Origin of the sequence: Collinsella aerofaciens (assembly GCF_039062365.1) — a bacterium.
Taxonomy (GTDB): Bacteria; Actinomycetota; Coriobacteriia; order Coriobacteriales; family Coriobacteriaceae; genus Collinsella.
This window is the reverse complement of record NZ_JBCJBI010000002.1, coordinates 183816-208538: the sequence shown is the minus strand read 5'-3', so window position 1 is coordinate 208538 and position 24723 is coordinate 183816. Positions and strand designations below refer to the sequence as shown.

Below are 24723 nucleotides of genomic sequence, written 5' to 3'. Positions count from 1 at the left end.
GGACCTCGGGGGCGTTCGGTTAACTGCGGGAGCGTGCCGTCAGCTCAATGTGTTCGGTTGGGATCGGAAATCAACCCACCACAAAGGTGCCTGTCCCCTTTGTGGCGGTTGGGGCGTTAGGGGAGGAGCTTCATGGCGGCGTCGTGGGCGGCGTGCTCGTAGGTGTCGTCGAGGGACTTGAGCGGCAGCAGAGCGTTGGCCTGTGCGTCGCCACGGCGCTCGAGGGCGTGGGCGATGAGCCGGTCGGCGAGCTCGGGGTTCTTGGGCAGTGCCGGTCCGTGTAGGTACGTGCCGATGACGCCCTTGTAGATGAGGCCCTCAAAGCCATCGTCGCCGTTGTTGCCGGTACCCGTGACGACGGACGTTCCGAGCGGCGTGGCCTCAGCATCGAGCAGGGTGCGGCCGCCGTGGTTCTCGAATCCCACAAAGGGCTCGGGTGCCAGGTCGGTTTTGACGGCGACGTTGCCGATCAGACGGTCGGAGCCGCGCACGGTTTCGGCGGCAACGACGCCCAGGCCCTCGATGCGATTTTCGTCCGTATAGTACGAACGGCCGAGCAGCTGATAGCTGCCGCAGATTGCGAGCAGCGAGCCGCCGTCCTCAACATAGGATGCGACCTTGTCTTTTTGAGCGAGCAATTCATGTGCCACAGCCAACTGGTCGCGGTCGGAGCCACCACCCATCATGACGATGTCGGCGTCGGTGAGATCGAGCGACTCGCCCATGCGGACCTCGTCCACGCGAACGGGGATGCCACGCCAGGCGCAGCGGCGCTCGAGGGCAATGACGTTGCCGCCGTCGCCATAGAGGTTGAGGGCATCGGGATACAGGTAGACGATGCGCAGGGGGCGCGAGAGCTCGACCGGCGCAATATCGGTGGGGACAGCGCTGCCATCGGCGCGCGTTGCGGCGTGGGAGGCAACCGAGCTCGCATCGGTGCCCTTAAGCTCGTCGAGTTCCTTGACCAGCGGCGGGAAGGCCGTGTAGTTGGCGACGGCGTAGAAGGTGTCATCGGCGATCTCGTCTGCCACGGCGCCGATCGCCTGCTCGATATTCGAGATGATGGCGGCGTCGATGCCGGCGTACTTCAGACGTACCTGCATATCGTGTGCACGCGTGCCGCCGGCAAAGGCGACAAGCCCTGGGGTATCGGCGATGCGCTCGAAGTCGACGTCGTAGATCCACGAGACATCGTGGCCGTCGGCGTCGTTGTCGTTCAGGAAGAAGGCACAGAGTCTGCCGCCCGCCGTCTTAATGGACTGGATCTGTCGATCGAAGCCCACGGGATTCTTGGCCAGGTTTGCCTCGACGGTACGGCCGGCGATCTCCCAGCGACCCATGCGTCCGCCGGCGGGGACGTAGGCATCGAGCGTGGGCTGTAGGTGAGCTGCGTCCACGCCCAGCTCGCGCGCCGCAAAGAAGGCGGCGGCAACGTTATAGACCATGTACAGGCCGTTGTAGCGCGTGGTGATGTGCGTGGCGGGCGTGTTGGTATCGGGGCTAAAGTTCAGGTCAAAGCCGTAGCCGTCGCAGGTGAGCTCAACGTCCGTTACGCGACGGACCAGCGCGGGACGACCCCAACCGCACGAAGGACAATGATAGGCTCCGAGCTGGCCGTACTGCACATAGTCGTACTCCAGCGGCGCGTTGCACTGCGAGCAAAAACGCGAGTCGCTAATGCGATCGGACTCGGTGCCCGTGGCGCCGTCGATGCCAAAGGCGATGCTCGTATTGGGGACGCGCGCGGCGATCGAGGCGCACAGCGGATCGTCGGCGTTATAGATGAGCGTCGTTGCCGGCGAAAGCTCCAACGCGTGGGCGATGACGTCCTGGGTGTGGTCGATCTCGCCGTAGCGGTCCAGCTGGTCGCGGAACAGGTTGAGCAGCACAAAGTACGTCGGCTTGAGCTTGGGCAGGACGCGCACCGTGTAGAGCTCGTCGCACTCAAAGACGCCTACGCGCTTGCCGTTGCCGGCACGCTTAAGATTGCTGCGGGCTTCGAGCAGGGCACCTACTACGCCCGGCTCCATGTTGTTGCCAGCGCGGTTGCATACCACGGTAGCGCCGCTGGCGGCAACGGCATCGGCGATGAGGTTGGAGGTGGTGGTCTTGCCGTTGGTGCCGGTGATCACCACGCTGCGGTCGACAAGGCCCGCGAGGTCGCTTAGCAGCTCGGGGTCGATCTTCATGGCGATGCGGCCGGGGAGTACGCCACCCTGGCGCTTAAGGACGGAGCGCAGACCCCAGCGGGCGATATCGCTCGAGGTACAGGCGAGAGATGAGCGGAAGTTCATGAAGCCGTTCCTAACGTGAATGACATGGTCGTGGCGTTTGCGCCGTTAAAAGCCGTAACGGCGCGCAAATTCCTGGGCAAGCTGCGATACGTCTTCGCAAGCGTTGGCCCAGGGGGCAAAGTCGGGAGTATCCGAGATGATACCGTCGGCCTCCCAAACTGCCTGATGCGAAAGGTCCCAGGGGTCGTGCGGTTCGGGCCGGCAGGGAAGGTACGGCGTCTGATACATGGGGTTCAGCAAAAAGAACGCGCCGCCCTCGCAGCGGTTGGCAAACTCGCGCAGCGCGCGTGTCGCCGGGCGCATCTTGTTCGTTTTGAACAGCAAGATCGTGCGGGCGAGTAGGTACCAGGGGGAGTTCTCGAGGGCGTCGGCCCCCATCTGCTCCTCGAGCTGGTGGGCCAGGGCAAAAAAGCCGTCCTGGTCTTCCAGGCGAGCGAGGGCGAGCAACACGGTGCCTGTGGCTCGGGTGGGGTAGCCTTCCGCCTTAAGGACGCGGCGGGCGTAGTTGGCAGCAGCGCGGTAGCGGGCGCTCGCCATGCACAGCTGCGAGATGGCCTCGAGCGTGTGGAGCCACCCGATAAGAGCCGGCTCGCTCACGGTAAGGTCTGCTGCGGTGACACCGTCGGTCAAAACATTATTGGCCCAGTAGTGCGGGGCTTCCATGTCGAACCCGGGCACGCTTTGCTGCAGGTAATCGGCCGTGGTCGCTTCGAGCTTCATCAGGTCGCCTAGGCAGGCGTCGACGGGCGTGTCCGCCAAAATGATGGCGAGCAGCTGGGCATCGAGGACATACGCATCGACGCGGACGATCTTGAGCAGCTCATCGCGCATATCGTCGAACAGGCGGTTGCGCGTTTGCTCAAACTCCTCGTCGCTGCCCATGTCCTCGATGCGATGGAGCTCGTCGAGCAGGTGGCGATGAACACCGGCATAGTACAGCAGCGCCTGGGCATGCTCGGACTGCGCATACTTATGAGGGTTGACGTTCACGTCGTTATGGACAAGCTCGCGTGCTGCATCGGTGAGCTCGGGGTGCGACGCCAGATAGGTGCGCTCCAGGTAGGCGGGGATGTAGACGCTCGGATCCATTAGAGGTCTCCTCCCTTAAACGGCAAACCCTGCTCGGCCGCCCGCAGTATGCGCTCATCGATTTGGGAACGCACGATATCGTTGGTGGCGACCCAGGCGGCAAAACTGGCGTTGTCGGGGGCGCCCAGGCCCTCCTGCAGTACCGGCGTCGCCTCGGACAGCGCAAGGACAAGCTCGTCGGTCGAGCCCACGCCTACGTTGACGCGGGCATAGACGCCATCGGGAAACTCGGTTTGGAAGTAGAGTGCCTCGGCTGCGTGCGGACACGAGCGCGCAAGGATGCGCAAGTAGTGCTCGGCGCCCTCGTAGTCCAGCTCGCGCCAGGCAGCGCTCATCAGCGCGATGAGCGTCCACGGGTCCAAGTCACGCTCCGCATCTTTGGGGCGGCGGCGCAGTGGGGTATTCGCGAGGTACGGCACGGAGTGTGCGGAGCGAAAGCGCTTGAGCTCCTCGGCAGGGTATTCGAGCTTCGCCATGGCGAGCATCGCGGTGTGCCGGACACCAGCGGGATCGTTGGGGGCAAAGTCCAAGCTGCGATTTGCGGCTTCGAGCGACATGCGGTAGCGTCCGCTAATGAGGGCGCGTGATGCCAAGGCGGCAAGCCAGCGCAGGTAGGGGCGGCGCATAAGGTCGCCTGCGGCCTCGCGCTCGTAGGGGTCCTGCGCCGAGGCGATCTTGAGCGCCAGATCGTGCTCCACCTCGTCGCACTTGGACACCAGATACTGCACGTATTCCTCGTTGGATTCGGCGGTGAGTGCCGTCAGCATGCGCTGGGCATCCCAGTTGGCCGGATCGAGTGTGGCCGCCTCGCGGAGCATGTTCTCGGCAGCTGCCTCTTCCTGCTCTGCCTGGGCATCGTCAGGGATAAAGGGAATGCGGTAGTCGACGGCCTCGACTACCTTGGCAATCAGATGCCCGGCGCGGTCGCGGTCGTGCACGATGAGCGGTGCGGGGTTGCGGGTGAATTGCTCCATCAGACGCTCTACGGCGGCACCGTCGGTGAGCGGGATATTGTCGCGGCGCAAGGCCTCAAGAACGAGGCGATGGCAATCCTCTTGAATGGGATCGAATGCCATGGGGCCTCCTTTGCTGCGGTTAGGGTTCAGATGTTTCTATATAAGGTTCTAGTTTACCCGCATGTGGCACACCGGGGGTGCTGCACTTGGACTTGCACCTTTGCACCACGAAGTCGGATGTCGCACAAATGTCGGCACCATGGACGGCCGAGTGGTATCACGGTGCCGCAAACGGTCGATTTTTGGCGGCGAACGGTGCATATTTTGGAGGGGCACAGTCCTGCCCGGGATATGTAGTCAACCTTGATAAAACGTTTGCCCAGCTTGGGAGTATGAATGCCGCACAAGGGTCTTCAGGGATAGAAAAAACGTTTCATCATTGGCGGCTTTAGGTGAATAACTGACCAACCAGAACGGTAAAATAGTGTTTGTCTGAGCGTTGAGACGTTTAGACATCGCGCATTGTCATCGCCGGCAACGCGCAAACCGGTCCTAACGGAGCCAATTGGGTGCTCCGTTATATACGCAAGTCTAAGAGGGGCTTGTTTAGGAGGCACAGTATGGGACGTTTTACCAATCCTCGCGATCTGTACTTTGGTGAGGGCGCTCGCCACGAGGTGAAGAACCTCAAGGGCAAGAAGGCCATCATCGTTTCTGGCGGCAGCTCTATGCGCCGCGGCGGGTTCCTGCAGGACGTCGAGAACGACCTTAAGGAAGGCGGCTTCGAGGTCAAGCTGTTCGAGGGCGTCGAGTCCGACCCGTCCATCGAGACGGTCATGAAGGGCGCCGAGGCCATGCGCGAGTTCGAGCCCGACTGGATTATCGCCATCGGTGGCGGCTCGCCCATCGATGCCGCTAAGGCCATGTGGGTCTTCTACGAGTATCCCGAGGAGTCCTTCGACAACATCATCCAGCCGTTCAGCTTCCCTGAGCTGCGTCAGAAGGCTCATTTCTGCGCCATCTCCTCTACCTCCGGCACCGCTACCGAGGTCACCGCGTTCTCCGTCATTACCGACTACGCCAAGGGCATCAAGTACCCGCTGGCCGACTTCAACATCACCCCTGATGTCGCCATCGTCGACCCCGAGCTCACCTACACCATGCCCGCCAAGCTGTGCGCTCACACCGGCATGGATGCTCTGACCCACTGCATGGAGGCCTACGTTTCCACCTGCGCCTCTATGTTCACCGACGCCAACGCTCTGCACGGCATCCGCGAGATCGTCGAGTGGCTGCCCAAGTCCTATGCTGGCGACCATGAGGCCCGTCAGCACATGCACGAGGCTCAGTGCATCGCCGGTATCGCCTTCTCCTCGGGCCTGCTCGGCATCGTTCACTCCATGGCTCACAAGACCGGTGCTGCCTTCGAGAACGGCCACATCATCCACGGTGCCGCTAACGCCATGTACCTGGGTAAGGTCATCCAGTGGAACTCCAAGGATCCCCGTGCTGCCGAGCGTTACGCTTACGTGGCCAAGGAGATCCTGCACCTTCCCGGCGAGACCAACGAGGAGCTCATCGCTGCGCTCGTCCAGAAGATCCGCGACCTCAACGACCAGCTCAACATTCCGCAGTCCATCAAGGATTACGCGAATGGTGGCGTGAAGGTCGACGCCGAGAACCCGCAGATGGTTTCCGAGGAGGAGTTCCTCGCCAAGCTGCCCGAGATCGCCGCGAACGCCGAGCAGGACGCCTGCACGCCCGAGAACCCGCGTGAGACCAAGGCTGCCGACTTCGAGAAGATTCTCAAGGCCTGCTACTACGACACCGACATCGATTTCTAATCGACTCTTGTTATCGTAACGAGGGGCTCCGCACGTATCCGTACGGAGCCCCTTTCTTTTTTAGAGAATGGGATAGTTATGGCTGCAATTTTCAATAGCCCCAGCAAGTACATCCAGGGTCCGGACGAGCTCGCCAAGCTCGGCTCCTATGTCGAGCCGCTCGGCGCTAAGGCCCTCGTCATCGTGACGCCTTCGGGCAAGAAGCGCGTCGGTGCCAAGATCGAGGGCGGCTTTGCCGAGGCCAAGGCCGAGCTGCTGTTTGAGGACTTTAACGGCGAGTGCTCCAAGGGCGAGGTCGATCGCCTGGTTGCGCTCGCTCGCGACAACGGTTGCGACATCATCGTCGGCGTCGGTGGCGGCAAGATCCTCGACACCGCGAAGGCCGTCGCCTATTACCTGGAGTCCCCGGTTATCATTTGCCCCACCATTGCCTCGACCGATGCACCGTGCTCGGCACTTTCGGTGCTCTACACCGACGACGGCCAGTTCGATAAATATCTCTTCCTTAAGGCAAACCCCAACATTGTCCTGATGGATACGACGGTTATCGCGGCGAGCCCAGTGCGCCTGACGGTTTCCGGTATGGGCGATGCGCTCGCAACCTACTTTGAGGCCCAGGCGACGCATGATGCCGACGGTGGCACTTGCGCCGGCGGCAAGGGCGGAATGGCCGGCCTGGCGCTCGCCAAGCTCTGCTACGAGACGCTTATGGCCGATGGCGTCAAGGCCAAGGTCGCACTGGAGAAGGGTGCGCTGACGCCTGCTGTCGAGCATATCATCGAGGCCAATACGCTGCTTTCGGGCATTGGCTTTGAGAGCTCGGGCCTTGCTGCTGCTCATGCCATCCACAATGGCCTGACGATGCTGCCCGAGTGCCACGGCATGTATCACGGCGAGAAGGTCGCCTTTGGCACCATCGTCCAGCTGGTACTCGAGGATGCCCCGACCGAGAAGCTCGAGGAAGTCTTGGGCTTCTGCATTGAGCTTGGCCTGCCGGTCACGATGAAGGAACTTGGCGTTGCCGAGCTTACGCGCGAGCAGGCCATGATTGTTGCCGAGGCCGCCTGCGCACCCGATGACACCATGTGCAACATGCCCTTTGAGGTGACGCCCGAGATGGTCGCAAACGCCATCCTGGGTGCCGACGCGCTGGGCCACTACTATCTCATGGATGAGTAAATCAAGCTAAGGAAGGGGCAAAGCCAGCAGATGGCTTTGCCCCTTTTTGCTATGGTGCAAAGGGGTCAGGTTGCTTTGCACCAATTGTTGTTGATGAAAGGGCGGATTCTCGTATGGCGCTTCCCATGGTTTATGGCGGTCCCGGTCGGTATGTTCAGGGGCCGGGCGAACTGTCGCGCCAGGGCAGGTATGACGGTTGCTGGCATGGGCGATGCGCTGGCAACGTACTTCGAGGCGCGTTCGTGCGCCGCGGCGCACGGCACCAACGAGCACGGTGGCGCGCCGGGACACTTGGCCTTGGTTGCGGCTCGTGCCTGCTATGACACGCTTATGGAGTGCGGCGTCGCTGCCAAGCGCGATCTCAAGAAGGGGCGTACATAGCCGGCGGTTGAGCGTCTGATCGAGTGCAATATTCTGCTCTCGGGCGTCGGCTTTGAGAGCGGTGGCTTGGCGTTGGCACATGCCATCGCCAACGGTCTGACGATTCTGCCCGAGTGCAGGGCTATGCACGGTGAGGCCGTGGCATTTGGCCTGGTGGTCCAGCTGCGCCTAGAGCGTGCGCCCGAGCTTGATCAGGTGCTCGAGTTTTGCCAGCGCGTTGGTCTGCCGACGACGCTCGAGGAGCTGGGTCTTGGCGAGATTTCCGATGTCGATCTGCAGGGTGTTGCAAATGCGGTCTTTAGAAACGAGCGCAATATGGCTAACGAACAGGCCAAGGTGACCAAACAAAAGCTCGTGCAGCTCATGTGCGAGGCATAGCTTGGCACTTGATTGACCTTGTGCAATCGAGGCGGCGATAGGCCATAGGCTATTTGCCCCAAAGGTGCACCGCGTGTAATTTGCCCAAGGCGTGGGCCGATGGCGTATCATTATCTCTTGCTTGTTTGCACTGCTCAGGGAGGGGCCGCGCATGGCGCAGGAACACGATCTGTTTGATGACATTATCGAGATCAGCAAGGGTTTCGACTTTCTTAAAAACCCGCTTGGCGGTGTGACCGATGCACTCGATCCGTCGGCGCCGCAGTGGAATCCTGCCGACTACAAGGAGCGTCCGCGCGGCAACACCATTCCGTGCCTGACCTGCAAAAACGAAAAGAGCGGCTGCACCGCGTGCATGGACGTGTGCCCGGTCAACGCTATCGAGGTCGAGGAAGACTCCATCGAGATCCTCGATTCCTGTCGCAAGTGCGGTCTGTGCGCTGCTGCTTGCCCGACGGAGGCGATCATCTCCCCGCGCCTTGCACCCAAAAACGTCTACGACGACATTGTCTCGGCGGCTACGAGCCACGAGACCGCCTACGTTACCTGCACGCGTGCCCTTAAGCGCATGCCGCGCGAGAACGAGGTTGTTGTCGCCTGTGTGGGCGATATTACGGCCGAGACATGGTTCTCGGTGCTGGCCGATTATCCCAATGTGAGCGTGTACCTGCCGCTGGGCGTGTGCGATAAGTGCCGTAACATCGGTGGCGAGGACATCCTGGGCGAGGCCATTGCTACCGCCGAGGAGTGGGCGGGCACGGGCATGGGTCTGGAGGTCGACCCCAAGAGCCTCAAGTGCCATAAGCGCCGCGAGTACGAGCGCAAGGAGTACATGGAAAAGATCGCCCGCACCACGGGCCTTACCGTGACCAAGCTCAACCCGGCAACGGCGGCGCTGGCCTCGGTGACGCAGAAGCTCAAAGCCCATCGCCATCAGATTACTCAGTTGGAGCGTACGCTCAACACCATGTGCGGCACCACGACGACCAAGCGTCGCCGTTCGCTCACGCACGGGCGGCAGTTGGTGCTCTCGACGCTGCAAAACCACCCCGAGCTTGCCCAGAACATGCAGGTGAGCACGCCGGAATGCGATTTTGACAAGTGCACGTCGTGCGGCGAGTGCGTCAATGTATGCCCTACGTTCGCCTGCGATTTGGTGGGAAGCGGCCGCTTTGCGTTGGAGTCCACGTATTGCCTAGGTTGCGGAGCCTGCGTCAAGGTGTGCCCCGAGCATGCGCTCAAGTTGGTTGAGCATGACGCGTCCAATCTGGTCGTCGTCGATCCCGAAGCCGAGGAAAAGGCTGCCCAGAAGGCCAAGGCTCACGAAGAAGCTGAGAAGGTCAAGGCCGAGGCAAAGGCCAAGCTTGACAAGATGCTCGACCAGGTGGAAAAGCTCGCGGACTAGCTAAAAGGGCGTACATGATGGCCGGTGGGACAGGTGCTGCCCCGCCGGCCAAAAAAGTTGCGGTGGAATAGTTCCTGTTTTGCCCTTAAGCTGGCCATTCTAGGAACTATTCCACCGCAACTAATAGATGGTTAGCTCATACTGCTCTGATGGGTCTCGCTGCCGTTATTGCGGCGGGTGACCGTTTCGTGGAGTAAAAAGAAGCTGGGAACCTGCTTTGTCTCGGTGTATTCCATAAGGATGCCGTCGGCGTTGTAGGTCTGCCCGCGTACAACGGCGAGTGCGTTAAAGTCGTCGAGATCGAGTACGCGTGTATCCTCGGGCGTGGGATGCTCAATCGTTACATCGCGTTTGCCCGTGGCAATCTTAATTCCAAGGCCTTCTTCGAGGTAACGATAGATCGAGTCGTTGACAATCTCGGGTGTCAGCCCCGGTACCTGTGAGCTTAGGTAATAGGAGTCGTCGGAGCACACGGCTCGTCCGTCTGCATAACGGATGCGTTTAGCACGTGTGAGTTCACAGCCTTCGGGAAACCCGGTAATCTTGGAGAGCGCCTTGTTACAGACGAGGAGCTCAAAGACAGTGGTAGCCGTTTTGAGCTCAAAGCCTCGGCTAGCTGCGATTTCCTTAAAGGTCTCGAGTCCGCCGCCACCACGATTCGTCTCGTCACTGATGTTGCGAATGACGCGCATGCCTTTGCCTTGCTGGGGGAGCACGTATCCATCTGCCGCAAGCATCGAGATGGCGCGACGGACCGTCATGCGCGAACAGCCAAACAGTTGCGTGAGTTCAGTCTCCGAAGGCAGATAGCTTAGATAGGCGTATGTGCCGTCGTCAATCGACTGCTTCACGTTGTCATAAATGGTTTGGAAGATGGCTCGCGCCATGACGGTCTCCTAGAGCTGAGTGCGCGAGCGGTGGATGAGGACTGCTCGCGCAGGTGTCGATCGATTTACTTGCTGGGGTCGATTATATATTTACCCATGGCACGCAGAGCTGGGTCTGACAGGATGGCGCCGAGTTCGTCGAGGGAAGCCACCTTGGCGACCATCGAGGATACGTCGAGCCTGCCAGAGTCGATGAGCTCGAGCGCGCGACGCTGCGTATAAGGGTTGATGTAGGACGAGGTAAGCACAAGCTCCTTCTGGAAGACCTCGAAGGGCTTGACGGTGATTGTCTCATCGGGCTTGGTGAGGCCGAACATCATGACCGTAGCCTTGTGGCCAGCGATCTGGATGGCCTGCTCGATGGTGACGGGCTTGCCAACACACTCGATAACGACATCGACGTTGCCGACGCCCTCCTGCTTCAGGCGGGCCGGGACGTCCTCGTGGATGGAATCAATTGCCAGGTCGGCGCCGAGTTTGAGCGCAACCTCGCGCTTGCCTTCGACAGGCTCGAGCAAGACAACCTTGGTGGCGCCGGCGTTTTTAGCAAGCTGCATCATGAGCAGACCGATCATGCCGCCGCCGATAACGACAACTGTGCTGCCGGGCTTGATGTTGCACATATCGATGCCGTGCAGGCAGCAGGCGACGGGCTCGGTCATAGCACCCTGCTCAAAGCTGGTGTGATCGCCCAACTTGTAGACTTGCTGCATATCGACGGAGCAGTACTCGGCAAAGCCGCCGTTAACGGTGGTGCCGTAACCGGTCATATGCTCGCAGTAGTGGTTGATTCCGTCGCGGCAGGGTTCGCAGCAGCCGCAGGGATGGTTTGGGTCGATGCACACGCGATCGCCCGGTTTAAAGCCAGCGACGTCGCTGCCCACGGCCTCGACAACGCCCGCAAACTCATGACCAAGGATCGTGGGCGGGGTAACGTCGGCCGCGCCCTTGTCGCCTTCATAGATATGCACGTCGGTGCCGCAGACGCCGCAAGCTTTGACGTTGATCAGAACGTCGCGCTTGCCCACGGCCGGCTTTGCCGATTCCTCGACTCTGAGGTCGTGCTTTCCATAGAAGACCGCGCTTTTCATGGTGACTCCTTAACGTGGCGGTGAATATTGTAATGAAGTATAGGCATGTCTACAGGTATAGACAAGCACATCTAGACAAGTTGAAAAGAAATATAATTTGCGGCCATAAGCTATGTTAGATTTAGCAGGCAAAATACTGGACTTATACCGTTTACGGCCAATAATCGACCGCTGACCGAACATAGAAACCGTATCAACTTGTCTAGATAAGTGATATGATAAAAATAGAAGCGCAAGAAGCCGGGGACACGGGCCCACCCGTCCAATTGCACGAGGTACACGCAAACGGCGCGTCTGCGGTCTCGAGTGAAGCCAAAACCGCAGTCGCTCCGAATGAAGAGAGGGGGATTCCCCGTCATGATGCAAAAGATACAACGTTTCGGCGGTGCAATGTACACGCCTGCAATTCTTTTCGCATTTTCCGGAATCGTCGTCGGCCTGGGTACGTTGTTTACCACCGAGGCGATCTTTGGCGAGATGGCCACTGCGGGCCATCTTTGGTTTGATTGCTGGAATGTGCTGCTCCAGGGTGGTTGGACGCTCTTTAACCAGATGCCGTTGCTGTTTTGCGTAGCGTTGCCAATCTCGCTCGCGAACAAGCAGAACGCTCGCTGCTGCATGGAGGCTTTGGCCATCTACCTTACCTTCAACTACTTTGTTAGCACAATCTTGGGGCAGTGGGGCCCTGTCTTTGGGGTCGACTACTCTGTCGAGGCGGGCAGCGGTACTGGTCTTGCCACTATCGCAAGCATCAAAACGCTTGATATGGGCATCATGGGTGCGCTCATTATCTCTGGTATCGCCACGATGCTGCATAACAAGTTCTTCGACACCGAACTTCCTGAGTGGCTGGGCGTGTTCTCGGGCTCTGTGTTCATCTATATGATCGGTTTCTTCGTTATGGTTCCGGTCGCTCTTATCGCCTGCCTGGTGTGGCCGCATGTTCAGGCTGCTATCTCCGCCTTCCAGGGATTCATCCTTTCCGCCGGTACGTTTGGCGTGGGTGTCTTTGCTTTCTTCGAGCGCGTGCTGATCCCTACAGGCCTGCACCACTTTATCTATACGCCGTTCTATTACGACAACGCGGCGGTCAACGGCGGCATCTTTGCTGCTTGGGCCAACATCCTGCCCCAACTGGCTGCCGATCCGAGCATTGCTCTTAAGGATGCCGCACCCTGGGCTGCCTATACCTGCCCTGGTTGGACTAAGGTCTTCGGCTCGCTTGGCGTCGCCATTGCGTTTTATATGACCGCCAAACCCGAGCGCAAGCAGCGCGTCAAGGCTCTGCTGATCCCGGTCACCCTTACCGCTATGCTTTGCGGTATCACCGAGCCGCTTGACTTCACCTTCCTGTTCATCGCGCCCGGCCTGTTCGTCGTCCACTGCGTGCTCGGAGCGCTCGGCTGCATGGCTCAAAACCTCCTTGGCGTCGTGGGCATCTTCGACGGCGGCATCATCTCGATGCTCTCGTGGGACTGGCTGCCCCTTTGGGCCGCACACGGTCTGCAGTACGCCATCTCCATCCTTGTCGGTCTGTGCTTTACCGCTCTTTGGGTCGTGGTCTTCCGTTTCCTGATCGTCAAGTTCGACTTTAAGACCCCCGGTCGCGAGGATGACGATGTTGAGGTCGAGCTCAAGTCCAAGGCCGACTACAAGCAAAAGCAGGGCGGTGCTGCTGCTGGCAAATCGGTCGCCCAGAGTAAAGATGATGAGCGCTTGGTGCTTGCCGAGAACATCCTCGATCTGCTCGGTGGCGCGGATAACATCATCGATGTAACTAACTGCGCTACCCGTCTGCGCGTTAACGTCAAGGACAAGGGCGTCGTTGCACCCGAGGCTTCCTTCAAGGCGATCGGTACGCATGGCTTGGTGGTCCAAGGTCAGTCAATCCAGGTCATCATCGGCCTTACCGTCCCGCAGGTTCGCGAGAAGTTCGAGAGTCTTCTGAAGTTCGAGAGTCTTCTGTAAACCATCGTCCATCGAAACAATCGGCCTTGCAGAGCCAGTATGCACCGCAAGGCCGATTCCAGAGATAAAAAACTCCACTTCTAGGTAACAATTCCAAACCGTGCAGGCCGCGTACGGGGATGGATTGAGCAAGCGGCCAGAATGAGGAGGACATCATGTCCAAGAAAAACTATGCCGTGACCATTGCCGGCGGTGGCTCTACCTTCACCCCGGGCATCGCTCTGATGCTGCTTGAGGAGCGTGACCGCTTCCCGGTCAACAAGGTGACCTTCTACGACAACAACGCCGAGCGCCAGGAGATTGTGGCAAAGGCCTGCGAGATCTACTTCCACGAGAACGCCCCCGAGGTTGAGTTTAGCTACACCACCGACCCCGAGACCGCATTCACCGGGACCGACTTCGTGCTTGCTCACATCCGCGTTGGCCTGTACGCCATGCGTGAGCTCGACGAGAAGATTCCTCTCAAGTACGGCTGCGTTGGCCAAGAGACCTGCGGTGCCGGCGGTATCGCCTACGGCATGCGCTCCATCGGCGGCGTCATCGAGATCCTCGACTACATGGAGAAGTACAGCCCCAACGCCTGGATGCTCAACTACTCCAACCCCGCGGCCATCGTCGCCGAGGCCTGCCGCGTGCTGCGCCCCAACAGCCGCATCATCAACATCTGCGACATGCCGATCGACCTTATGGATAAGATGAGCCGTATGTGCGGCATCAAGGATCGTCGCGAGCTGCAGTATAGCTACTACGGCCTCAACCACTTTGGTTGGTGGAGCAAGATCTACGACAAGGACGGCAACGACCTCATGCCGCAGATTAAGGAGCACATGGCTAAGAACGGCTACCTGGACGGCATCGAGCACGAGGCCGGTAAGGAGCAGCATGTCGAGGAGAGCTGGATTCACACCTTCGGCAAGGCCAAGGATGTCTATGCTGTCGATCCCGAGACGATTCCCAATACCTACCTCAAGTATTACCTGTACCCGGACTATGTCGTCGAGACGTCTGACCCCAACTACACTCGCGCCAATGAGGTTATGGACGGCCGCGAGAAGAAGGTCTTTGGCGCTTGCCGCGACATCATCGCCAAGGGTACTGCCAAGGACGGCGGCTTTGAGCCGGATGTACATGCCAACTACATCGTCGACCTTGCCTGCGCACTGGCCGAGAACACGCTCGAGCGCTTCCTGCTGATCGTCCCCAACGATGGCGCTGTGCCCAACTTCGACCCGACGGCCATGGTCGAGGTGCCTTGCATCGTCGGTTCCAACGGCTTTGAGAAGATCTGCCAGGGCCCGATTCCGCAGTTCCAGAAGGGCCTGATGGAGCAGCAGGTTTCCGTTGAGAAGCTCGTTGTCCAGGCTTGGGTCGAGGGCAGCTACCAGAAGCTCTGGCAGGCGCTCACGCTCTCCAAGACCATTCCTTCGGCAAGCGTTGCTAAGCAGATCCTGGACGAGCTCATCGAGGCCAACAAGGATTTCTGGCCCGAGCTTAAGTAAGGACTACTGTCTAGAACTCTCACGCATCTCTGCTTCATTTGCGCCGCCGCGGTGTCCGGATTCGCCCGGATGCTGCGGCGGCGCTATACTTATGAAGTTTGAAGTACCTGTACCAAAAGGAGCTGTCGTGTCCCTTTCCATCGGTATCGTGGGCCTGCCCAACGTGGGCAAGTCGACGCTGTTCACCGCGCTTACCAAAAAGACCGGCCTTGCCGCCAACTACCCGTTTGCCACGATCGACCCTAACGTGGGTATCGTCGATGTGCCCGATAGCCGCCTGCAAAAGCTCGCCGACATCGTCAACCCGGGCCGCATTGTGCCGGCTACGGTCGAGTTTGTCGACATCGCTGGCCTGGTGAAGGGCGCTAACGAGGGCGAGGGCCTGGGCAACCAGTTCTTGGCAAACATCCGCGAGACCGACGCCATCTGCGAGGTCGTGCGCTACTTTAAGGACCCCAACGTCATGCGTGAGGTGGGCCGCACGGGCGAGTTCGTCGATCCCGCCGGCGATGCCGACACCATCATGACCGAGCTCATCCTGGCCGACATGGGCACGCTCGAGAAGCAGCTGCCCAAGCTCGAGAAGGAGGCCAAGCGCGATAAGGAGCTCATGCCCAAGTTCGAGGTGGCCAAGCGCCTGCTCGCTTGGCTCAACGAGGGCAAGCGAGCCGCGTCCATGGAGATGACCGACGAGGAGCGTGCCGCCGCCAAGGGCCTGTTCCTGCTCACTATGAAGCCCATTCTGTACGTGGCCAACGTGGACGAGGATATGCTCAACGAGGACCTGGCGCCCATCGATGGCGTCAAGCCGTTGCCCATCTGCGCCAAGATTGAGGCCGAGCTTTCCGAGCTCGACCCCGAGGACGCCGCCGACTACCTGGAGAGCCTGGGCCTGGAGCAGCCCGGCCTGGACGTGCTCGCGCAGGCGGCCTATAAGCTGCTCGGTCTGCAGTCGTTCTTTACGGCCGGCGAGATGGAGGTCAAGGCCTGGACGGTTCGCCAGGGCGCGACCGCCCCGCAGGCCGCCGGCGTCATTCACACCGACTTTGAGCGCGGCTTTATTAAGGCCGAGGTTATTGGCTACGACGACTACATCGAGCTCGGCGGCGAGCAGAGCGCCAAGGCCGCCGGCAAGCTGCGTATTGAGGGCAAGGACTATGTCATGGCCGATGGCGACGTCGTGCACTTCCGCTTTAACGTGTAAGGGCGACGCATATGTTTAAATACGGCAAAAAAGCTGGGTACATGGGTATTGCGCTGCTCGTACTTGCGGTGATCCCGCTGGTGGTTGCAGCGTGTGTTATCCCCAACATTGGCCCCGAGGTGGCAACGAAGTTTAACGCCGCCGGCGAGGTGACGCGCTGGGGCAAGAGTTACGAGTTGCTGGCACTGCCGGTGCTCAACCTGCTGCTCGGCGTGGCGACGTACTTTACGGCGGGACGCCAGGCAAAGAACAATGAGGACTCCGCTGTGATGGCACGTCTTGCGTGCGAGCGCTACCTGCGTAACGGCTGCATCACGGGCGTGTTCCTCAATGTAATCAACGTCTACTTTATGTATTCGGCGATTACCGGAACGGGCTTTGGCTTTGGTTTCTAGCTTGTCCTTTTAGGCAACGAGCCTGCACGCATATTCAATGGCTGCTGCGAGGCCGCCGCTCGATCGTGGTTTAAAGACCATGTCGGCGGCGGCCTCGTTTTCGTATCCGGCGCCGCGAAGGGCAAGTGCGATACCGGCTTCCAGGAGAAGGGGCAGACCGTGTTGGCTGGTTGCGATTACGGCAGCCTGATTGAGCGAGCAACTGTGCGCTTGGCATTGGATGGCAAGTTCACCTTGCGCCGGGCAAGGGACCAAAACGGCGGCGACGCGACTTGATAGCAATGCAAATGCTGTGTGCTCATCGGGCGAAAGGCATTCTGCTTCAACGACGACGAGCTTGGGCGGTGCGCTGTTTGTGCGAAGCGTGGCTTGGTACATGCGGACCGAAGAACCCGACATAGAAAACTCCTGTGTATTCGGCAAAACGTAAACTATAGTTTACGTTTATGTTCGGCTCCATTTCAAACTCGGCTGCATGGACGAACGTGCGAAACAGATTCTTGGCAGGCGGGTCGAAGAGACACGCAGGGACCTTGGTATCTCCAAGGTTGATTTTTGTGTGGCGACAGGAATTAGCCGACCCTACCTCGACCGAATCGAAGATGGGACGGCAAATTTCACGCTCAAGGTTCTATTTAAGATCGCACCCGCACTCGGCATGACGGTGTCAGAGCTTCTCGAGGGTATCGAATAGGGGATACCCGTCGACAACTGAATTACACCATCGGGATGCGGTCGTGGTTGACTTGGCTGTAGAACAGGCGCTGAATCTCGGCGGCATCGCGTGACTGGCCGAGTGCCCACATGGTCTTGGCCACGAGCGTCTCGGTGGTCATATCGTCGCCGCGCAGAATACCCGGGTGATCGGCGTAAGCACGGCCGACCTCATAAACGCCCAGATCGAGGCCCTCTTCGGGGACCTGCGTGGTCATAACGACAGTGCGACCCGAATCGACCCAGCGGAAAATAGCCTCCTGGAACGACTCGCCCGACTCACCAAACTCGGGGATACCGCCAATGCCAAAGGTCTCAAGGATTACAGCATCGTAGCTATCGGCAAGGGCGTCGAGGATGCCCGGGTTTACGCCGGGCGTAAGCTTGAGTACAAATACGCGCGGGTCGATGCTGTCGTAGAAATGCACCGGGTTTTCGTCCTGATGCGTGCCGTGAAGCCCGTTGCGCACGATACGGTCATTGCGGATGTAGGCAATGGGCGGATAGTTGACGCTAATGAATGCGTTGAAGCTCATGGTGCGCTGTTTGCGGGCGCGCGTGCCGGCAATGGCGACGCCGCCAAACACAATTGACACATCGTGCGAATGCTCGTCGAGCGCGTAGAGCAGGCTCTGATACAGGTTGAGCTTGGCGTCGGTAAAGGGGTTGCCCATGGGCTTTTGCGAGCCGGTGAGCACGATGGGCTTGGGGCTGTCCTGAATCAGATAGGAAAGCGCCGCCGCGGTGTAGCTCATGGTGTCGGTGCCGTGCAGGACCACAAAGCCGTCGTGGTCGGCATAGCCCTCGACGATGACGTCGCGGATACGCATCCAGTCGCTCGGGCGCATATTGGTACTGTCGATGTTCATGGGCTGTACCACGTCGAGCTCGCAGAGGTCCGAGATCTCGGGGACGCTCTGGGCGAGTTCCTCACCGGTCAGGGCGGGGGAGAGGCCGTTGCCGTCCTCGGTCGATGCGATGGTGCCGCCCGTGGCGATGAGAAGGATGCGCTTCATGCTGGTATTCCTATCGTATTTGCCGCCGCAGAGGCGGAGTCGTTCGGCAGTATTGTGGCACAGGGCAACGAATGTTCAAACGTATTACATCATCTGTAACGTTTGGTAACACTCAAATTGCCGTCAAATAGGGGCCCAGGTCGTGCGTTTGCCGTGCGCTGATGGCTGCGAGGGACGAGAAACCCCATATAACGTGTACACTATGAAGGCTATTTTCGTTCATTCATGCGGGTGGGCACCGGCTCCCCGCCAACAAGAGGGGGAAACCATGGATCAAAAGGCTTCCGCAAAGGTCCTCGTACTCGACTTTGGTGCGCAGTACGGTCAGCTCATTGCCCGTCGCGTCCGCGACCTCAACGTGTATTCCGAGATTGTCCCCTGCGACATCTCGGCCGACGAGATTCGCGATATGAACGCCTCCGCGCTCATCCTTTCTGGCGGCCCGGCCTCCGTGTACGCCGAGGACGCTCCGTCCATCGACCCTGCCATCTTTGACCTGGGCCTTCCCGTCCTGGGCTTTTGCTACGGCCATCAGATCACGGCCGTGACGCTCGGCGGCAAGGTCGGTCACTCCGAGGTGGGCGAGTACGGCCGCGCCACCATCACGCGCACGGCCGGCGCCAAGCTCTTTAACTCCACACCCATGGAGCAGACTGTGTGGATGAGCCATCGCGACGCCGTTTCCGAGGTGCCCGAGGGCTTTACCGTTACCGCCAGCACCGACGTGTGCCCGGTTGCTGCCATGGAGTGCCCCGAGCGCAAGATCTTCACCACGCAGTTCCACCCCGAGGTCAAGCACTCCGAGTATGGTCAGCAGCTGCTGAGCAACTTCCTGTTTGAGATCTGCGGCCTGGAGCCCAACTGGAGCATGGACAACCTGGTCGAGACCATGACGGCCGAGTTCCGCGAGAAGGTCGGCAACGACCGCGTGATTCTGGCCCTGTCCGGCGGCGTCGACTCCTCCGTCGTGGCCGCCCTGGGCGCCCGTGCCGTGGGCAAGCAGATGACCTGCGTGTTCATCAACCACGGTCTGCTGCGCAAGGGCGAGCCCGAGCAGGTTGAGGAAGTCTTCACCAAGCAGTTTGACGTCGACTTTATCCACGTCCACGCCGAGGACCGCTACGCCGAGCTTCTGGCCGGCGTGACCGAGCCCGAGGAGAAGCGCCGCATCATCGGTACGCAGTTCTGGAAAGAGTTCTTCGCGGTTGCTCAGCAGCTCGAGACCGATGGCAAGCCGGTCAAGTACCTGGCTCAGGGCACCATCTACCCCGACATCATCGAGTCCGGCGCTCGCAAGACGGGCGGCAAGACGGCCACCATCAAGAGCCACCACAACCTGATCCCGTTCCCCGAGGGCGTGCACTTCGACCTCATTGAGCCGCTCGATCACTTCTTTAAGGACGAGGTCCGCGCGCTTGGTCTGGCACTGGGCCTGCCGGGTCACATCGTGTTCCGTCAGCCTTTCCCGGGCCCGGGTCTGGCCATCCGCATCATCGGTGCGGTCGACAAGGAGAAGCTCGAGATCCTCAAGAATGCCGACGCTATCGTGCGCGAGGAGCTGGATGCCTACAACCAGCGTCTGTTTGAGCAGACCGGCGAGCGCAACTCCGAGCACAGCTGCTGGCAGTACTTTGCGGTTCTGCCCGACATTAAGTCCGTGGGCGTTATGGGCGACGAGCGCACTTATCAGCGCCCGATCATCCTGCGCGCCGTCGAGTCCAGCGATGCCATGACCGCCGACTGGGCCAAGCTGCCCTACGACGTGCTGGCCCGCATCTCCGGCCGCATCGTTGCTGAGGTTCCCGGCGCCAACCGCGTGTGCTACGACATCACGTCCAAGCCGCCCGCGACCATCGAGTGGGAGTAGGCCGATAGGGTTCTGACCTGCGATTTTGAGTGCCGCACTGTGCCGCTGAGTTTCGTTTCGTACGAGAGTCATGACAAAGCCACCAGCGACGGAGATGAGTAAAAGCGATTAAAGAGCCTCCGTTCCCTGCGTTGGGACGGAGGCTCTTTCTTTGCCGTTTTACTCCCTTGTCTCCGTTCGGGGATTATTTCTTGCTCATTTAGGGCTATTCGCGCTGAAAGATTTTGACTAGCTTGGTGTCCTTTATTTCGTAGACAATGTCTGCGACGTTCTCGACCAGCCTCTTATCGTGGGAGACGAACACTATCGTTCCGGCATAGGCGCTCATCATCTGCTCGAGGGCTTCGGCGCTCTTGATGTCCAGGTAATTTCCAGGCTCGTCCATGAGCAAGATGTTGTATCTGCCCAGCAGCATCTTCGCGAGTAGCAGCTTGATGACTTCGCCTCCCGAGAGAACGCCAACGTCCTTTGTCAGGTCGCGCGGTCCGATTCCCATAGAGGCGAGGATGCCTCGAATTTCGGTCATGCTGTACTCGCAACCATCCTGCATGAACGAGATCGCAGACTGACGGGCGTCGAACTTGTAGCCTGTTTGCTCGAAGTAACCGATCTCTGCCTTGGGAGAGATGTTGATACCGTCGGCGCGTCGAGCGATTGCCTTCAGCAGGCTGGTCTTTCCTGTACCGTTGCCACCGGTGATGGCCACTTTGGCACCGAGCGGTATCTCGAATTTCGCGTGGTCATAGAGCATGCAGTTGCCGAAGCTCAAGCTGAAATCGTCTGCCGAGATGGGAAATTTACTATGCAGTTCCAGGGCCTTGCTCTGGCGGAACCGCACGGCGCGAATGCTATCTGGGGCCTCAATCCCTTCGAGCGCTTCGAGGCGCTTCTCCATGTCCTTAGCCGCCTGGTACATCCTCTTCTGTTTGGTGCCGGTTGCTTTCTGATGCCCCAATCGACCTGCATACTCGTTGCTTTTTTTCGCAGCCTTCCGCTTGGCGTCGACCTGCCGTGCTTTTTTCCGTTGTTTTTCGATGGCGGCTTCGAGGCGATCGCGCTCGCGCATCGCCTCTTCGTATCGAGTCGCCTGAGCTTTGCGCTCTTCTTCTTTCTGTCGCAGATAGTCGGAGTAGTCACCCCAGAATTCGGAAATACCGCCGTCTTTGAGCTCCCAGATCTTGTCTACCACCTGGTCGAGAAAATGACGGTCATGGCTCACGATGAGCAGAGCCCCATCAAATGCCTTGAGTTGTCCGACGAGAAGGCGGATGCCGTCTTGGTCGAGGTGGCTCGTAGGCTCGTCGGCGAAGATCGCGCTTGCATGCTGGGAGAGTGCAGAGGCAATCTTGGCGCGTGTTTCCTCCCCGCCGCTCATCGTCTCCTGCGCCACTCCGGCGACGTTGAGACGGGAGAGCATCTCACCACTGTCCTGAGCCGCATCAAGGTCGAGTTCATCGAGTTGGCCGATGAGGGCAATGCTGCCGAAGCGCCTGACGTCGGCGTCCGCAATGGTAAGATTGCCGCTCAGAATTTTAAGCAGGCTGGTTTTGCCTGCGCCATTGTCTCCCACCAAGCCGATGCGATCGTAGGAGTAGATTTCCAACTCTTCGATATCTAGGATATCGCGGCCGGCATATTCCAAAAAGATGTCTTTAGCTTTGACTATGAGTTCCATAGGTTGAACCGCCTTTTGTGTATTAGCGTTTTACTGGAAGCGCAGCCATGCCAAAAAAGATTGCTCACGTCGATTTTTCGCCTTTGCCCAATTGCCGGCGCGAGCGTTTTGACCTTGCGCAAGCCGGCAAATCCGAAAATGATAGTTGGCGACGAATAAGGAGCGCGATGCGGAATGTCGGTGCAATACCTCGTCGTCGCAAGGGCTTGAAGGCTGACGCTTGAACCGATGGCTGCTGCCTCTTTTTTTCGAATACTTGGGCTATTGAATCTGCCCGGTATCTCTTTTCCCCGCGTTTCGGACGCTCGGAGCAAGCAGCATAGCCATCGCAAGCAGTACCATGGTCGCTCCAGAGCCGACGAACCATAACGGAGCTCCAAGCAAATCCGCAAAAACGGAGGGGGCCGCGAGGCCCATGGGCATGGCCCACGCCATGATGGTTCCGTAGAGGCCGAAAACGCGGCCTAGGTACTCAGGAGGTATCTGCTCCTGCATAAGGGCAGTCTGGGTTCCCGCGTACAACGGGGAGCATGCGCCCATAAGAAAGCTCGCCGGCAGGAAAGCGGCGAACAACGACGAGCCGAGCAATCCGGATACGATTGCGGCAATGCCGAAGCCGGCAATCGCGGCGACCATGGTGAACGACCTATTGCGGAACCCTCCCGTAACCGCCAAGATGCCGGACCCAGCCAGCATGCCTGCAGAAAAAAGGATTTCCACCAAAGCAGCATCCCCCGTGCTACCGCCAAAATGCCCCAAGGTCATTATTGGGAACAATGCCGCGAGCGGAGAGAACGCGAAAGCGAAGACGAACCCGCACCAAAGAAGGGCGAACAACCCCCTGTGCCCTCTAATCAGCTTGTAGCCGTCCGAAATCTCAGAGAAAAGCTCTCGAACCTTATTGGAAAAGGGCAAGCTGCGGTCGGCTTCGTCGAGTCCTCCTGCGTCTATCCGCGTGGCGAGGACAGCTAGAGAAGCGAAAAGCGCTCCCAGCACGTCGAGGGCAATCATGGCGGTAATGCCCGCCACGGGATAAATCACTGCTGCAAGCGCGGCACCAAGAATGTATCCGCCGGACTGAATCGCCTGAGTCACCCCCGATAGGCGAACGAGATGCTCTGGCGGGGCGAGATGGGGCGTGAGAGATTGGGAGGCCGGCGTGTAGAACGAAGTGCCAACTGCACGGAGAAACAGGGCGATGAGAATTAGCCATGCAGGTAAGCTGCCGGCCAACGAGGCAATCGCCAAGGCGGCACCCACCGCGGCAATGAAGAGGTCGGTGCCGATGAGGACACGTTTCAAAGGCAGTCTGTCGACAAGGGCGCCCGCAAGGATTCCGAACAAAGCAATCGGCAGAAAGCCTGCCAGCGATGCTAAGGAGAGGAGAGAAGACGACCCTGTCGTGAGGGCGAGATGCCAAATAAGACCCATTTGGAGAATCGAACTCGTCAATGTCGAAACGAGCTCCCCGCCCCATACGAAACAAAGCTTGAATTGCCATGAATGGCACAGCAGAGCAGACCTGCCCCGAGAGGTTTCAAATATCATGGTTATGTCCAATCGTGAAATGGCGTGCAGAAAAACAGCGCGACGCCACAACAGCGCCGCTTTCTAGGCGCTCATCCACGTGCGGAAAAGACCAACCACGACACCCCTCCTTTGTTAATTCGGTCTGGCAAACCATGTAATATTAACAAGGCTTGAGTTTGCCTGTCAAGAATCGACCATCGGTAAGGGCAACCCTCTCTGGCCATTCGATTCCTTTTGTATCTATGGCTGCATTTACGTTATGTGGTTATTTATTTCGTTAGAATTCCCAAGCAAAACGCTTTTATGCACCATGTCTGCGCAAGCGAGAAAAGCCATTTCTAAGCCTCGGTCCACGAAAATGTCGACTTGGCTTTTCATTGAGCCGATACTTCCAACACCGCTGAAAACGAACCAAACGCGTAGCTCTTGCGTGTCCGCAACTCGCACCATCAAAGTATGCAAGCATCCTGATGAGCAGGATAGCCTCTGATCGTCTGTATCTCAATTCGGAACAAAGATCCTGGGAAAAAGGGTCTGCGGCGCCGAACGCGAACAATGTGTGTACGCTGTCGAGAAATGAGGCGCGCGCCGAGAAACCGGTGGTCCATACTCCACGCCGCACCCCCAACTGAGCCTCGTAGGATTGGACCTCTTTAAGCAACGGTTCGAGGTCTTTTTCGCGCTCAGCGGCGTCCCTGGCCTTGTCTACGATGCCGGCGAGTTGCTCGGTAATCCAATCGATTACCTGACCGACGTCGTTGTACCTGCCCTCGATCTCGTTTCTTGCCGCCTGTCCTGCCTCGGCGGGCTTTTGGAGGTAATCGTCATGAAGGGCTGCGTAGGTTCTGGCGATGTCCAGGGCGTTTTTGACCTTCGCCCTCTGGTCGCCGGCGATCATGGAGGCGATCGATTCCAGCTTGGCGTCGATGCGCTGGAGGCTGTCGCTGATTTCTGTCATGTACGCCTGGCCGACAACCATCGCCGCTGCGGCAAGGCCGACGCTGGCGATCTGTGCGGGGCTGACCTCAGCGGCTTTGAGGGAGACGTCGCCGCTCAGGCGACCTTTCGGGTCTCGGACGAGGGCCCTTACCGCTTCCGGATCCTTCTTCGAGGCGACGAGGTCCTTAAGGCTGTAGCCTTCGGGGACCTCGACTTTGTAGAGCTGTTTTCCCTCGACGAGGTCTATGACGTCCGAGGCGAGGCCGAGAATGGCGTCCGCCCGCTCTCCGATGCCGGCGTTGTTCTCTTTGCCCGCATCGGCGTTCGCGACGAGCCTGATGTTCTCCAAGTCCTCGACGGGAACGACCTCGACGCTGATTGGCGCAAGTTCTTTGTCGCTCATGCTCTTAGC

21 protein-coding genes are annotated in these 24723 nt (G+C 59.3%); 11 read left to right on the top strand and 10 right to left on the bottom strand.

The window, feature by feature from the left end:
• Positions 1-116: 116 nt before the first annotated feature.
• From ABCN01_RS02105 to ABCN01_RS02095, 3 genes are read right to left on the bottom strand one after another with little or no spacing between them, the layout of a single operon-like run.
• Positions 117-2294: a MurT ligase domain-containing protein gene (locus tag ABCN01_RS02105; RefSeq protein WP_342995737.1), complete on the bottom strand. Its 2178-nt coding sequence runs from the start codon at positions 2292-2294 to the stop codon at positions 117-119.
• Positions 2295-2339: 45 nt separating this feature from the next.
• Positions 2340-3383, bottom strand: coding sequence for a hypothetical protein (locus ABCN01_RS02100; protein ID WP_342995736.1), 1044 nt, complete (start codon positions 3381-3383; stop codon positions 2340-2342).
• Positions 3383-4459, bottom strand: coding sequence for a tetratricopeptide repeat protein (locus ABCN01_RS02095; protein ID WP_342995735.1), 1077 nt, complete (start codon positions 4457-4459; stop codon positions 3383-3385). Before ABCN01_RS02095 ends, ABCN01_RS02100 begins: the two co-directional genes overlap by 1 nt.
• Before the next feature lie 500 nt (positions 4460-4959).
• On the opposite strand from ABCN01_RS02095, the gene ABCN01_RS02090 reads away from it, so the two are divergent.
• The 5 genes from ABCN01_RS02090 (at position 4960) to ABCN01_RS02070 (ending at position 9526) form a co-directional block, all read left to right on the top strand.
• Positions 4960-6183 (top strand): iron-containing alcohol dehydrogenase, encoded by a 1224-nt coding sequence (locus ABCN01_RS02090; protein ID WP_006234677.1) that lies wholly within the window; start codon positions 4960-4962, stop codon positions 6181-6183.
• A gap of 78 nt (positions 6184-6261) precedes the next feature.
• Positions 6262-7362, top strand: a complete 1101-nt coding sequence (locus ABCN01_RS02085) for a glycerol dehydrogenase (RefSeq protein ID WP_117563611.1) — start codon at positions 6262-6264, stop codon at positions 7360-7362.
• A 189-nt stretch (positions 7363-7551) separates the two neighbouring features.
• Positions 7552-7743, top strand: coding sequence for a hypothetical protein (locus ABCN01_RS02080; protein WP_342995733.1), 192 nt, complete (start codon positions 7552-7554; stop codon positions 7741-7743).
• Positions 7744-7809: 66 nt separating this feature from the next.
• The gene (locus tag ABCN01_RS02075; protein ID WP_425458805.1) at positions 7810-8121 is read left to right on the top strand and encodes a dehydroquinate synthase/iron-containing alcohol dehydrogenase family protein; all 312 of its coding nucleotides are present in this window, start codon (positions 7810-7812) and stop codon (positions 8119-8121) included.
• A 151-nt stretch (positions 8122-8272) separates the two neighbouring features.
• On the top strand, positions 8273-9526 hold the full coding sequence (locus ABCN01_RS02070; protein WP_342995732.1) for a 4Fe-4S binding protein: 1254 nt from the start codon (positions 8273-8275) through the stop codon (positions 9524-9526).
• A 131-nt stretch (positions 9527-9657) separates the two neighbouring features.
• Here the strand turns inward: ABCN01_RS02070 and ABCN01_RS02065 are convergent, their stop codons facing one another.
• Both ABCN01_RS02065 and ABCN01_RS02060 read right to left on the bottom strand, forming a co-directional pair.
• Complete coding sequence (locus ABCN01_RS02065; RefSeq protein WP_342995731.1) at positions 9658-10413, bottom strand: UTRA domain-containing protein; 756 nt, start codon at positions 10411-10413, stop codon at positions 9658-9660.
• Between the two features lie 65 nt (positions 10414-10478).
• Positions 10479-11504 (bottom strand): zinc-dependent alcohol dehydrogenase family protein, encoded by a 1026-nt coding sequence (locus ABCN01_RS02060; RefSeq protein WP_342995730.1) that lies wholly within the window; start codon positions 11502-11504, stop codon positions 10479-10481.
• Between the two features lie 333 nt (positions 11505-11837).
• Between ABCN01_RS02060 and ABCN01_RS02055 the strand changes: the two genes are divergently transcribed.
• The 4 genes from ABCN01_RS02055 (at position 11838) to ABCN01_RS02040 (ending at position 16570) form a co-directional block, all read left to right on the top strand.
• Positions 11838-13472, top strand: a complete 1635-nt coding sequence (locus ABCN01_RS02055) for an alpha-glucoside-specific PTS transporter subunit IIBC (protein ID WP_342995729.1) — start codon at positions 11838-11840, stop codon at positions 13470-13472.
• A gap of 155 nt (positions 13473-13627) precedes the next feature.
• The gene (locus ABCN01_RS02050; RefSeq protein ID WP_195520637.1) at positions 13628-14971 is read left to right on the top strand and encodes a 6-phospho-alpha-glucosidase; all 1344 of its coding nucleotides are present in this window, start codon (positions 13628-13630) and stop codon (positions 14969-14971) included.
• A 127-nt stretch (positions 14972-15098) separates the two neighbouring features.
• Positions 15099-16175 carry a redox-regulated ATPase YchF gene (gene ychF / locus ABCN01_RS02045; RefSeq protein ID WP_342995726.1) on the top strand — a complete coding sequence of 359 codons (1077 nt, stop codon included), beginning with the start codon at positions 15099-15101 and terminating at the stop codon, positions 16173-16175.
• An 11-nt stretch (positions 16176-16186) separates the two neighbouring features.
• Positions 16187-16570 (top strand): DUF1648 domain-containing protein, encoded by a 384-nt coding sequence (locus ABCN01_RS02040; protein WP_343014167.1) that lies wholly within the window; start codon positions 16187-16189, stop codon positions 16568-16570.
• Positions 16571-16579: 9 nt separating this feature from the next.
• Here the strand turns inward: ABCN01_RS02040 and ABCN01_RS02035 are convergent, their stop codons facing one another.
• On the bottom strand, positions 16580-16969 hold the full coding sequence (locus ABCN01_RS02035) for a hypothetical protein (RefSeq protein ID WP_342995724.1): 390 nt from the start codon (positions 16967-16969) through the stop codon (positions 16580-16582).
• A 76-nt stretch (positions 16970-17045) separates the two neighbouring features.
• Here ABCN01_RS02035 and ABCN01_RS09520 point away from each other — a divergent pair, with 76 nt between their 5' ends.
• Positions 17046-17264: a helix-turn-helix domain-containing protein gene (locus tag ABCN01_RS09520; protein ID WP_035136926.1), complete on the top strand. Its 219-nt coding sequence runs from the start codon at positions 17046-17048 to the stop codon at positions 17262-17264.
• 22 nt (positions 17265-17286) lie between these two features.
• Here ABCN01_RS09520 and ABCN01_RS02030 read toward each other — a convergent pair whose 3' ends face one another.
• Positions 17287-18300 (bottom strand): asparaginase, encoded by a 1014-nt coding sequence (locus tag ABCN01_RS02030; protein ID WP_342995721.1) that lies wholly within the window; start codon positions 18298-18300, stop codon positions 17287-17289.
• A gap of 268 nt (positions 18301-18568) precedes the next feature.
• Here ABCN01_RS02030 and guaA point away from each other — a divergent pair, with 268 nt between their 5' ends.
• Positions 18569-20167 carry a glutamine-hydrolyzing GMP synthase gene (gene guaA / locus ABCN01_RS02025; RefSeq protein WP_342995720.1) on the top strand — a complete coding sequence of 533 codons (1599 nt, stop codon included), beginning with the start codon at positions 18569-18571 and terminating at the stop codon, positions 20165-20167.
• A 205-nt stretch (positions 20168-20372) separates the two neighbouring features.
• Here the strand turns inward: guaA and abc-f are convergent, their stop codons facing one another.
• The 3 genes from abc-f to ABCN01_RS02010 form a co-directional block, all read right to left on the bottom strand.
• Positions 20373-21842 (bottom strand): ribosomal protection-like ABC-F family protein, encoded by a 1470-nt coding sequence (gene abc-f, locus ABCN01_RS02020; RefSeq protein ID WP_005987409.1) that lies wholly within the window; start codon positions 21840-21842, stop codon positions 20373-20375.
• Between the two features lie 261 nt (positions 21843-22103).
• Positions 22104-23390 (bottom strand): MFS transporter, encoded by a 1287-nt coding sequence (locus ABCN01_RS02015; protein WP_342995719.1) that lies wholly within the window; start codon positions 23388-23390, stop codon positions 22104-22106.
• Between the two features lie 283 nt (positions 23391-23673).
• On the bottom strand, positions 23674-24714 hold the full coding sequence (locus ABCN01_RS02010; protein WP_342995718.1) for a hypothetical protein: 1041 nt from the start codon (positions 24712-24714) through the stop codon (positions 23674-23676).
• Positions 24715-24723: the final 9 nt, after the last annotated feature.